We start from the raw sequence: 11,520 nt of genomic DNA, 5'->3' as shown, positions 1-11,520 counted from the left end.
GACGCGGGCGGGGCTGTCGGTGCTGCGCCACGGAGGCAACGCCGCGGACGCCGCCGTCGCGGTCGCCTCCACGCTGGGCGTCACCGATCCCTACGTCGCCGGCATCGGCGGCGGTGGCTACTTCGCCTATTACGACGCCCGCACGCACCAGGTGTCGACCATCGACGGCCGGGAGACCACGCCGATGCGGGACAACTCGCATCTGTTCATCGACCCGTCGACGGGCAAGCCGATGACCTTCTCCGACGCCGTGACCAGCGGTCTGTCGGTCGGCGTACCCGGCACCTTGATGACCTGGCAGCAGGCATTGCGCCGTTGGGGCACCCGCAGCCTCGGCGAGCTGCTCCGGCCGGCCGAGCAGGTCGCCGACCGAGGATTCACGGTCACCCCGACGCTGCGCGAGGAGACCCGCGAGAACGCCAGCCGTTTCGCGCAGTTCACCCCGACCAGCAAGCTGTTCCTGCCGGGCGGCAACCTGCCCGCGGTCGGATCGACCTTCCGCAACCCCGAGCTCGCCGCGACCTACCGCGAGATCGCCCGACATGGCGTCGGCGCTCTCTACGGCGGGCCGCTCGGCCGCGACATCGTCTCAACCGACCACCATCTGCCGCTCGCACCGGGCGCGACGATCCACCCGCGCGCCGGGTTGATGCAGCTGGGCGATCTGGCGCGCTACCGGGCGCCGTACCAGGCTCCGACCCACGTCAACTACCGCGGCCTGGACGTCTACGGCATGGGGCCGTCCTCCAGCGGCGGCTCCACGACCGGTGAAGCGCTGAACATCCTCGGCACCTTCAACCTGCGCGGAATGAGCAGGGTCGAGGCGCTGCACCACTACCTGGAGGCGAGCCGGCTCGCCTTCGCCGACCGCAATCGCTACGTCGGCGACACCGCCTACGTGAAGGTCCCGCTGAAGCAACTGCTGTCCACGCAGTTCGCCCGCCAGCGCGCCTGCCTGATCGACCCGGACCACGCGCTGACCAGCCCGGTGGCACCCGGCGATCCGTTCGCCACCGGCGGCGGCTGCGCGGCCGGCACGAGCCACGCCCGCCAGCCCGACGAGGGCACCAACACCAATCACTTCGTCGTCTCCGACAGGTGGGGTGACGTGGTCTCCTACACCAACACCATCGAGGAGCTCGGCGGCAGCGGCATCGTCGTCCCCGGTCGCGGTTTCCTGCTCAACAACGAGCTCACCGACTTCGACTTCACCCCGCTGCAGCCCGGCGTACCCGACCCCAACCTGCCTGCTCCCGGCAAGCAGCCCCGGTCGAGTATGTCGCCGACGATCGTGCTGAAGGACGGCCGGCCGTATCTCGCCGTCGGCTCCCCCGGCGGTGCGTCGATCATCACCACCGTGCTGCAGATCCTGGTCAACCGGGTCGACCTCGGTATGACGCTGCCCGAGGCGATCGCGGCCCCGCGCGCCTCCCAGCGCAACTCCGCGACCACCCAGGCCGAGCCGGATTTCCTGACCGAGCCGAGCACCCCGGGACTGCAGAAGCTCGGCCAGTCGTTCGCGATCAGCGACACGTCACCGCTGGACCCGACGATCAAGATCCCGCCGACGATCGGCGCCGCGTCGGGGCTGGAATTCCTCGGCCACGGCGACGTGCTGGCCGCCGGTGAACCGGTACGCCGCGGCGGGAGCGCCGCGGGGGTCGTCCACCCGGTGCCCTGACCCGTTCCTGAGAGCGCCGCGACGCAGTGGCACGCCATCAACGCCGCGGGTGTTGAGCTTCACCGGCGTACACGCGCAGTCCTACCCGCCAGGCCTGTGGCTGTCGATCGACCGGCACGCCGCAGACCTTCAGGACCTGCTGTTCAACGAACCGTGGTTCTTCATCGAGGGTTGTCTGTGGGCGGTACTGGGCCTTGCCTGCATCGGCGCCGCCGCGCATCGGCGGTGGTGGCGATCAGCGGTGGTCGCCTGTCTCGCCCTGTCGGCGGTCGGACTGCTGAGCGGACTCGGCGTCATCGGCTCGATGCGGATCCTCTAGCGGTCGTGCTGTGCCCGGCGCTTAGGGTGTGCAGAGACCCCGCAGCTGCCGAGAGTGAGGACGCACCGATGAGCTCCACCTACGACTTCTCCGTCGCGACGCCCGACGGGGGAACGCAGTCGCTGAACGACTACAAAGGCCGCGCCCTGCTGATCGTCAACGTCGCGAGCAAGTGCGGGCTGACCCCCCAGTACGAGGGTCTCGAGGCGCTCTACCGGGACACCAAAGACAGCGGGCTGGAGGTCCTCGGCTTCCCGTGCAACCAGTTCGGCGGCCAGGAGCCGGGAACTGCCGCGGAGATCCAGGACTTCTGCACGACCAACTACGACGTCACCTTCCCGATCTTCAGCAAGATCGACGTCAACGGCCCGAACGCCGACCCGCTGTACACCTTCCTTCGCAGCGAGGCGCCCGGTGAGTCCGAGGACGGCGACATCTCCTGGAACTTCACCAAGTTCCTCATCGGCCGCGACGGCGCGGTCGTCGCCCGCTACGAACCGAAGACCACTCCCGAGGAGATCCGCGGCGACCTGGACGCCGTCCTGGTCTGATCGGCCTCGGGTCGTTAGGGGGCCCGGCTAATCTTGCCGGGTGAAGGCCTCGGCGTACGTCGACAGTGAGGTCGGCCGGCTGCGCACCGTGCTGCTGCACCGGCCGGGCGCGGAGCTGAAGCGGCTCACCCCGCGTAACAACGACCAGTTGCTCTTCGACGGCATCCCCTGGGTCGACCGGGCGCAGGCCGAGCACGACGCCTTTGCAGCGGCCCTGCGCGAGCGCGACGTCGAGGTGCTCTACGTCGCCGAGCTGCTCGAGCAGACGCTCCAGACGCCGGCCGCCCGGCAGGAGACCATCGCGGCCGTCGTCGACGACAGCCGGCTCGGCCATCGCCTCAAGGGGATCGTGGCCTCCTACCTCGCCGAACTGCATCCGGCCGACCTCGCCGACGTCCTGATCGCCGGGCTGGCCAAGCGCGAGCTGAAGACCGGGCGCGGCCTGGCCTACCGGTTGATGGACGATCACGACTTCGTCATCGACCCGCTACCCAACCTGCTCTTCACCCGAGACTCCAGCGTCTGGATCCGGGATCAGGTGGCGGCGACCAGCCCGTCGATGGCGGTCCGGCACCGCGAAGCGCTGCTGCTGCAGAGCATCTACCGTCACCACACCCGGTTCGCCGGCGTCGAGACGCTCTACTCTCCCGGGCAGGAATCGCTCGAAGGCGGCGACGTCCTGCTGCTCGGCCCGGGTGTGGTGGCCGTCGGGGTGGGCCAGCGGACCACACCGGCCGGCGTGGAGAGCCTGGCCCGGCATGCGTTCGCGGCCGGCGTGGCCCATACCGTGCTGGTGGTCCCGATCGCCCAGGATCGGGCCACCATGCACCTGGACACGGTCTGCACGATGGTCGACGTCGACGGGGTGGTCATGTACCCACCGCTGGCCGACACCCTCTCGGCGTACACCGTCACCGCCACCGACGGCGAGGAACTCGACGTCGCCGGCCCTGCGCCGTTCCTCACCGCGGCCGCCGAGGCGATGGGCATCGACGCGCTGCGGGTCATCGACACCGGCCTCGACCCGGTCACCGCGGAACGCGAGCAGTGGGACGACGGCAACAACACGCTCGCCATCGCCCCCCGACTGGCCGTGGCCTACGAGCGCAACATCGAGACCAACGCCCGGCTGGAGGCGGCCGGCGTCGAGGTGGTGCGGATCGCCGGGAGTGAGTTGGGTAGCGGGCGCGGCGGCCCGCGCTGCATGTCCTGCCCCGTACTCCGCGACCCGCTCGCCCCCTGATGCCCTCAGAGTGGCTATGGGGTCAGCGGTCGGCGACGGATCCGGCGGTGTCGGCGGCGACGGTCGACTGCTCGGTGCATGGCGTGATGATGCGGGCCCAGACCGTGGTCCCGTCGGCATCGCGCTCGACGCCCCAGTCGTCGGCGAGAGACCCGACGACGGCCAGTCCCCGCCCGGTGGTGTCCTTGGGTCCGGCACGGCGCACGTGCGGTGAGCCCTCGACGCTGCCTCCGTCGGTCACCCGCAGCTGAAGGCTGTCCTCGACGCATTCCCAGTCGATGCTTACCCCTGTCCCGGGGACCGCCCGGCCGTGCCGGACGGCGTTGCTGACGAGCTCGCTGACTACCAGCGCGACATCATCCAGGGCCGTTTCGTCGATGTGGATGGCCATGAGGTCGCTGACGATCCGCCGCCGGGCCAGCGAAGCGCTCGCAGCCGAATGCGGAACGGTCATGGCGCCCATGGGCGCCTCCTTCCGCATGATCGGGCCCCGTGTATTCCTCCTGTCTAGGGGTGTGTCCCCGCTCTCCGGTGCGGATAACCCTCAAAGCACGCGGAGTCATCGTCTTTGTGATACGCGGCTGAGCACTTCCCGCGGTCGGTTGGTCGCGATCATGTCCGACCCGAGCGCGAGGGCAAGATCCAGATCGGCCGGCTTGTCGATCGTCCACGCATAGAGCCGGTGCCCGGCCTCGTGCACCCGCCGGGCGTACTCCGGGTGGGCGCGGAGGACGTGGATGCCCGGCCCGGCGATCCCGACCCCCGGCGGCAGCGACCCGTCCCGGCGGATCTTGGGGACCTGGTTGAGCAACAAGACCTTGGGCACGGCGGGCGCCAGCAGCCGCATCCGGCGTACCCCCATGGGCGCGAAGCTCATCAGGGTCACCGCGGAGGAGGCCGGATCCAGGGGGTCGGCGAGGCCGAACCGGCGCAGCGCCGCGACCAGCTCCTGCTCGACCAGACCGGCGTACCGGTTGGGGTGCTTGGTCTCGACGTAGAGCTGCACCGGGCGGCTGGCATCGACGATCAATTCGAGGAGTTGCGGGAGCGTCAGGACGGCGGCGGGTGGCGGCGGCGGGGGTTCGGGGTCGACGAGCGCATCCGCGGACGACGGCAACTGGTCGTGCCACCGCCCGAAATCAAGGTCACCCAGCTCGTCGAGCGCGAACTCGGAGACGACTCCCCGGCCGTTGGAGGTCCGCTCGACCCGCCGGTCGTGGACGCAGACCAGGTGACCGTCGCGGGTCAGCCGCACATCGCACTCGAGCGCATCCGCACCGTCGCCGATCGCCTGCTCGTAGGCCGCGAGGGTGTGCTCGGCCACCGCGTGGGAAGACCCGCGGTGTGCCACGACCACCGGCACCGGCACGTCTCCATCGTCCCTCACCCGGTAACCGGGCGTGCAGGGGACTCGCCGACCGGTAACAGGCGAATGTCCGAATTCCGGTCCGTGCCGACTTGTCCATCCGCCGACGGTGCCGCAGGCTCGACGCGAGCGGGACCGAGTAGTGACCAACGAGGAGGCGCTGAATGCACGGGCTCATGCAGCGGTATCCACTCACCCTGCCGCCGGTCTTCGACCGGGCCGAGCGTCTCTACGCCGACAAACGCATCGTCACCGCCACCCGCAACGGCATCGAACGGACGACGTACGGCGCGTGGGCGGACGAGACCCGCCGGCTGGGCGGCGTCCTCGAGACCCTCGGTATCCCGCCCGACGGCCGGGTCGGGACCTTCGCGTGGAACACCGCCCGCCACCTCGCCCTCTACTGGGCGGTCCCGTGCACCGGCCGCATCCTGCACACCCTCAACATCCGGCTCTTCCCCGACCAGCTGAGCTACGTCGTCAACCACGCCGAGGACGACGTGATCTTCGTCGACCGCTCCCTGCTCGGCCTGCTGTGGCCGCTGGTGCCGACGTTCGACACCGTGAAGCAGTTCGTCGTGATGGACGACGGCGCCGACACCGAGATCCCGGACGACCCGCGGATCGTCGACTACACCGCGCTGGTGGAGGCGGCCGACCCGGTCGACTTCCACGTCGAGGACGAGGACCAGGCCGCCGCCATGTGCTACACGAGCGGCACCACCGGCAACCCCAAGGGCGTGCTCTACTCGCACCGCTCCAACTACCTGCATGCGCTGTGCGGCATGACGTCGGCCAACACGGCTACCAGTGAGCGCGACACCGTGCTCCCGGTCGTTCCGCTCTTCCACGCCAACGCCTGGGGCTTCGCCCAGACGCCGATCTTCGCCGGCGCGAACATCGTCATGCCGGGACCGGACCTGTCCCCGTCCGCGATCGTCACCCTGCTCGAACAGGAGCGGGTGACCATCACGGCCGGCGTACCCACCATCTGGCGAGGAATGCTCCCGCTGCTCGACGACCACGACCTGTCGTCCCTGCGGCTGGTGATCGGCGGCGGGTCGGCGGTGCCGAAGGCGCTGTCGGAGGCCTACCGGGAGAAGCTCGGGTTCCCGCTCGCCCACGCCTGGGGAATGACCGAGACCAGCCCGGTCGCATCCTTCAACCACGTCCGCAGCGCCGACCTCGACCGGCCGGAGGAGGAACTGGCCGACATCCGGGCCCGGCAGGGCACCGCTTTCGTCGGGGTGGACAGCCGGATCGTCGAGCCCGGGAGCACGGACGAACTGCCGTGGGACGACACGGCCACCGGCGAGTTGCAGGTCCGGGGCCCGTGGATCGCCGGTGCCTACTACGGCAACGACGCCGGCGACGAGTCGTTCACGCCGGACGGCTGGCTGCGTACGGGCGACGTGGCGGCGATCGACGAACACGGCAGCATCCGGCTGGTCGATCGGACCAAGGACCTGGTCAAGTCCGGTGGCGAGTGGATCAGCTCGGTCGAGCTGGAGAACATCCTGATGTCACATCCGGCCGTCGCCGAGGCCGCGGTGATCGGCGTACCGCACGAGAAGTGGCAGGAACGGCCGCTGGCCTGCGTCGTCCTTCGCCCCGGGGAGACCGCGACCAAGGAAGACCTGCTCGACCACCTTCGGCCCCGGGTCGCCAAGTGGTGGCTGCCCGACGACGTGGTCTTCATCGACGAGGTGCCGAAGACGAGCGTCGGCAAGTTCTCCAAGCGCGACCTGCGTACCCGGTTCGCCGACTATCAGCTCCCCTCAGCCCCATGATCAAGAGGGGATTCCGGCACGAAACGCCGTACGAATCCCCTCTTGATCACCGGAGCGGGGGGTGTCGGGTGGTCGTGTCCGAAACCCGCTAGTACGGCGCGGCCGGGTCGGGCAGACTCGGCGGCGTGGACAACGACTTCGACCAGCTCTACCGGGCGATCGAGAGCCGGGACCGCCGCTTCGACGGCCGGTTCGTCATCGCGGTCACCTCGACCGGCATCTACTGCCGGCCGAGCTGCCCGGCGCAGACACCCAAGCGCGCGAACGTCCGCTTCTACCCGCTGCCGGCCGCGGCGCAGGCCGCCGGCTTCCGGGCCTGCAAGCGGTGCCGCCCGCAGGCCAGTCCCGGTTCGCCGGAATGGGACGTGCGCGCCGACCTCACCGCCCGTGCGCTGCGGCTGATCGCCGAAGGGGCCGTGGACACCGACGGTGTCGGTGGGCTGGCCCAACGGCTCGCGGTGAGCGAACGGCACCTGCACCGCCAGCTGGTCGGTGAGGTCGGTGCCGGGCCGCTGATGCTGGCCCGCACCCGGCGGGCCCAGACCGCGCGGCTGCTCGTCGAGTCGACCGACCTGCCGCTCACCGACATCGCCTTCACCGCCGGCTACGCGAGCGTGCGGCAGTTCAACGACAGCATCCGGGAGGCGTTCGGATGTACGCCGAGCGCGCTGCGGGCCGGCGCGTCCGCACGGTCCGCGCCGGCCGGCACCGGTGCCATCGTGTTGCGGCTCGCCCTCCGCCGGCCGTACGACGCCGTTTCGCTGCTCGGCTGGCTGAAGTCCCGTGCCGTGGCCGGGATCGAGCAGGTCGACGACACCTCCTACCGCCGGACGATCCGGCTGCCCCGCACCAGCGGTGTCCTCGAGCTGGTGCCCGACGGCGATCACCTGACGATGCGGCTGGCCGTCGACGAGCTGGTGGACCTCACCGCCGCCGTCGCGCGCGCCCGCGCGCTGGCCGACCTCGACGCCGACCCGGACGCGGTCGGCTTGGTGCTCCGCGCCGACCCGCTGCTCCGGCCGCTGGTCGACGCCCGGCCCGGCCTGCGCGTGCCGGGTCACGTCGACGGGTTCGAGCTGGCCTGCCGCGCCGTACTCGGCCAGCAGATCTCGGTGGCCGGCGCGCGCACCATGACCGGCCGGTTGGTCGCCGCACTCGGCGATCCCCTCCCCGAGCCGGCCGGCCCCCTCACGCATCTGTTCCCGACCGCAGCCGCCATCGCCGACGCCGACTTCGCGGGCGTCGGGCTCACCGGTGCGCGGCAGCGCACGCTGCGTGCGGTGGGCGCCGCCGTCGCGACGGGCGACCTGCGCCTCGATCGCGGCGCCGACCGCGCCCGGACCGAGACGCAGCTGCTCGACCTGCCCGGGGTGGGACCGTGGACCGCGTCCTACATCGCGATGCGCGCGCTGGGTGACCCGGACGCCTTCCCGGCCGGCGACCTCGGGCTGCGCCGTACCAGCGCCGGGCTCGGCGGACCCGCCGACACCGACGCACTCGAGCTCCGTTCGCACCGCTGGCGCCCCTGGCGCGCCTACGCCGCCCAGCACCTGTGGACCCACCCGGAAGAGACCCGATGATCATCGAGACCGCCACCATGGACACACCGGCCGGCCCGCTCACCCTGATCGCCGACAACGATGCGGTGATCGCGGCCGGGTTCACGCCCGACGCGACGCCGCTGCGGGCCAGGCTGAGCTTGCGGCATCGCGCGGTCGACGTCGTCGACCGCCGTGAGCTCGGCGCCATCACCGCCGCCGTCGAGGCCTATTTCGCCGGTGACGTCCGCGCGATCGATCGGCTGCCCGTCGGTCAGCCGGGCGGCCCGTTCGTCACCGAGGCGTGGCAGGCGCTGCGCGACATCCCGGCCGGGTCGACCCTCACCTACACCCAGCTGGCCGGCCGCGCGGGACGCCCGGCGGCGGTGCGCGCCGCAGGTTCTGCGTGCGCCCGCAACCTCATCGCGCCGATCGTCCCGTGTCACCGGGCGCTGCGCTCCGACGGCTCCCTCGGCGGCTACTACTGGGGCCTGCCGGTGAAGCGCTGGCTGCTCGCCCACGAGGCCCGGCACGCCGCCTGAGCCTCAGATCACCTCGGGCGGCTCACCGGAGTCGCTGACCATCGGCCGGCCGCTCGCGGCCCAGGCCTGCATGCCGCCGGTCAGATTGACGGCCCGGTAGCCGACTCCGTTGAGGTAGGACGTGACCTGCGCCGACCGGCTACCCCGCCGGCACACGACGACGATGTCGCGGTCGGACGGGATCTCGGCAAGGCGCGACGGGACGGCGTGCATCGGGACGTGTGAGGCGCCGCTCACGTGACCGGCGCTCCACTCGTCGTCTTCGCGGACGTCGACGATCGTCGCGTCGGCCGTTACGGCGCCGACGTCGATGCTCGGGACATGTGCGGGTTTCAGCGGACTCACCAACTTCCGACTGAGCCGTCGACCTTCCGGCTGACCGGAAGGTAGGCGCGCTGGTAGGGGTATTTCGCCGCGAGCTTCTCATCGATGTCGACACCGAGGCCGGGTTCGTCACCGGGCCGCAGGTATCCGTCGGAGAAATGCCAGCCGTGCGGGAAGACCTCGTGCTGCAACTCCGTGTGGTGGGCATGCTCCTGGATCGCGGCGTTGTGCGTGGCGACGCCGAAGTGCACGGCGGCCGCCATCGTGACCGGTGAGAGATCCCCGGCGCCGTGGCAGCCGGTGCGCACGTGGTAGGGCTCGGCCAGCGCGGCGATCTTGCGCATCGAGGTAATGCCTCCGGCATGCAGGATCGCGGCCCGGATGTAGTCGATGAGCTGCTCGGTGATCAGCTGCTCGCAGTCGTAGAGGCTGTTGAAGACCTCACCGACCGCCAGTGGCGTCGTCGTGTGCTGGCGGATCAGCCGGAACGAGTCCTGCAGCTCGGCGGGCACGGCGTCCTCGAGCCAGAAGAGCTGGTGTTCCTCGAGCCGCTTGCCCAGCCAGCCGGCCTCGATGGGGGTGAGCCGGTGATGTGCGTCGTGCAGCAGATGGACGTCGAAGCCGAGCGCGTCGCGGGCCTGCGCGAACAGCTTCGGGGTGAAGCGCAGGTACTTCTCGGTCGACCAGCCCGGCTCCTCGTAGGGCAGGCCGCCGCCGTCGCGGCCCTGCTGCGCGCGCGGTACGCCGTACATCTCCTCGATCCCCGGTACGGCGCACTGCAGCCGGATGGCCTGGTAGCCCTCCTCGCGCAGCTTGTGCGCCTGGTCGATCGTGTCGTCGATGTCGCGGCCGGAGGCGTGGGCGTAGGCGAGGATGCCCGGCCGGCACTTGCCGCCGAGCAGGTTCCACACCGGGGTGTCGAGGGCCTTGCCCTTGATGTCCCAGAGCGCCATGTCGACCGCGGCGATGGCGGCCATCGTGACCGGACCGCGCCGCCAGTAGGCGCCCTTGTAGAGCAGCTGCCAGGTGTCCTCGATATTGGCCGGGTCGCGGTCGAGCAGCATCGGTACGAGATGCTCGGAGAGGTACGCCGCGACCGCGAGCTCCCGCCCGTTGAGGGTCGCGTCGCCGACGCCGTACAGCCCGTCGCTGGTCTCGATCTTCAGGGTGACGAAGTTGCGCCCGGGACTGCTGACGATGACCCGGGCCGCCGTGATCTTCACGGGTGGGATGGCCTTCCGGTGGGGGATGGAGGGGACTCATTGCTGCGCAGGTGCGGCAGCCGATCGCGCCACGTGTGGATCGCCGTGAAGCCGAGGAGCTCGGCGGCCTTGGCGGTGGACCAGGCCGGCGTGGAGCCGGGCAGCGGCGCGCGAAGCTCGGTCGTGGGGTGGTAGGTGGCGATCAGCTCCTCGGTGGGGATCTCCGAGAGGGTGTCCGGGGCCACGACGTTGAGGACGTCGAAGCCGAGCCCGGGCGTCTCGATGGCGAGCGCGGCCGCCGCCGCGACGTCCTCGGGCAGCGCGTAGCTCCACAGATCGCGCATCGGCGCCCGCTCGGCCGGGTCGGACCGCACAGCGGTGACGGCCTGCGCCAACCGCGGGCCGTACGGAATCCACGGGAACCGCAGGGCCGTGACCGCCATGCCGCTCTGCCGGTGGATCGACGCACCGATCCGCTCGGCCACCTCCTTGGACAGGCCGTAGTGGTCGGCCGGGCGGAGCGGGTGCTCTTCGTCGATGGGGGCGTAGAGCGGGGAGAACGTCGGCTCCGCCCAGGCCATGCCCAGCGCCGATGCGCTCGAAGCGATGACCGCCCGCTCGATCCCGACGTCCGCGGCGGCCTGCAGCACGGCGAATGTGGACAGGGCGTTGTTGCCGAAGACCACGTCGGGCTCGGCCCGCCGGGGTGAAGGGATCGCGGCGAGATGGATCAGCGCGTCGCACCCGGCGCAGGCCGCCCGCATCTGGGTCAGATCGGTGACGTCGGCGACGACGGTCGGTCGACCGTCCCCGGTGCCGCGCCGGTCGACCGCGACCAGGTCGTGGCCGCGGCTCAGGAGTTCGGCGGTGACGTGGCTCCCCAGCCCGCCGGCGGCGCCGGTCACGACGATCTTCATCCGGGGACCTTCATCCGGGTCATCCTGCCAAAGGCGCTCGGTGCTGC

General features: G+C 71.0%; 12 protein-coding genes. 7 read left to right on the top strand and 5 right to left on the bottom strand.

Annotation, left to right across the window (positions count from 1 at the left end; all coding sequences use genetic code 11):
* The 4 genes from ggt to VGH85_21365 all read left to right on the top strand — a co-directional run.
* Positions 1-1,681, top strand: a 1,681-nt coding sequence (gene ggt, locus VGH85_21380) for a gamma-glutamyltransferase (GenBank protein ID HEY2176368.1), incomplete at its 5' end; no start/stop codon positions are given.
* A 49-nt stretch (positions 1,682-1,730) separates the two neighbouring features.
* Positions 1,731-2,000, top strand: a complete 270-nt coding sequence (locus VGH85_21375; GenBank protein HEY2176367.1) for a hypothetical protein — start codon at positions 1,731-1,733, stop codon at positions 1,998-2,000.
* Between the two features lie 68 nt (positions 2,001-2,068).
* On the top strand, positions 2,069-2,551 hold the full coding sequence (locus tag VGH85_21370; GenBank protein ID HEY2176366.1) for a glutathione peroxidase: 483 nt from the start codon (positions 2,069-2,071) through the stop codon (positions 2,549-2,551).
* A 40-nt stretch (positions 2,552-2,591) separates the two neighbouring features.
* On the top strand, positions 2,592-3,794 hold the full coding sequence (locus VGH85_21365) for an arginine deiminase (GenBank protein HEY2176365.1): 1,203 nt from the start codon (positions 2,592-2,594) through the stop codon (positions 3,792-3,794).
* Positions 3,795-3,816: 22 nt separating this feature from the next.
* On the opposite strand, the gene VGH85_21360 is transcribed toward VGH85_21365, so the two are convergent.
* Both VGH85_21360 and VGH85_21355 read right to left on the bottom strand, forming a co-directional pair.
* Entirely contained in the window at positions 3,817-4,257 is a 441-nt protein-coding gene (locus VGH85_21360; protein ID HEY2176364.1) for an ATP-binding protein, read from the bottom strand.
* A 96-nt stretch (positions 4,258-4,353) separates the two neighbouring features.
* Positions 4,354-5,163, bottom strand: a complete 810-nt coding sequence (locus tag VGH85_21355; protein HEY2176363.1) for a glycerophosphodiester phosphodiesterase family protein — start codon at positions 5,161-5,163, stop codon at positions 4,354-4,356.
* A gap of 161 nt (positions 5,164-5,324) precedes the next feature.
* Between VGH85_21355 and VGH85_21350 the strand changes: the two genes are divergently transcribed.
* The 3 genes from VGH85_21350 to VGH85_21340 all read left to right on the top strand — a co-directional run bounded on the left by VGH85_21350 (position 5,325) and on the right by VGH85_21340 (position 9,030).
* Positions 5,325-6,950, top strand: coding sequence for a long-chain fatty acid--CoA ligase (locus VGH85_21350; GenBank protein ID HEY2176362.1), 1,626 nt, complete (start codon positions 5,325-5,327; stop codon positions 6,948-6,950).
* 125 nt (positions 6,951-7,075) lie between these two features.
* Complete coding sequence (locus tag VGH85_21345; GenBank protein ID HEY2176361.1) at positions 7,076-8,530, top strand: AlkA N-terminal domain-containing protein; 1,455 nt, start codon at positions 7,076-7,078, stop codon at positions 8,528-8,530.
* Positions 8,527-9,030 carry a methylated-DNA--[protein]-cysteine S-methyltransferase gene (locus VGH85_21340; GenBank protein HEY2176360.1) on the top strand — a complete coding sequence of 168 codons (504 nt, stop codon included), beginning with the start codon at positions 8,527-8,529 and terminating at the stop codon, positions 9,028-9,030. The genes VGH85_21345 and VGH85_21340 overlap by 4 nt, the downstream gene beginning before the upstream one ends.
* A gap of 3 nt (positions 9,031-9,033) precedes the next feature.
* Here VGH85_21340 and VGH85_21335 read toward each other — a convergent pair whose 3' ends face one another.
* The 3 genes from VGH85_21335 to VGH85_21325 are packed head-to-tail and all read right to left on the bottom strand — an operon-like array spanning position 9,034 to position 11,473.
* Positions 9,034-9,375, bottom strand: coding sequence for a rhodanese-like domain-containing protein (locus VGH85_21335; GenBank protein ID HEY2176359.1), 342 nt, complete (start codon positions 9,373-9,375; stop codon positions 9,034-9,036).
* Complete coding sequence (gene manD / locus VGH85_21330) at positions 9,372-10,577, bottom strand: D-mannonate dehydratase ManD (protein ID HEY2176358.1); 1,206 nt, start codon at positions 10,575-10,577, stop codon at positions 9,372-9,374. Before manD ends, VGH85_21335 begins: the two co-directional genes overlap by 4 nt.
* A complete protein-coding gene (locus tag VGH85_21325) occupies positions 10,574-11,473 on the bottom strand; it encodes an NAD(P)-dependent oxidoreductase (protein HEY2176357.1) in 900 nt (299 codons plus the stop codon). The genes manD and VGH85_21325 overlap by 4 nt, the downstream gene beginning before the upstream one ends.
* Positions 11,474-11,520: the final 47 nt, after the last annotated feature.

The organism is Mycobacteriales bacterium, from assembly GCA_036497565.1.
GTDB lineage: Bacteria > Actinomycetota > Actinomycetes > Mycobacteriales > QHCD01 > DASXJE01.
The sequence above is the reverse complement of the archived record's forward strand: the minus strand, read 5'-3'. Positions and strand labels throughout refer to the sequence as shown.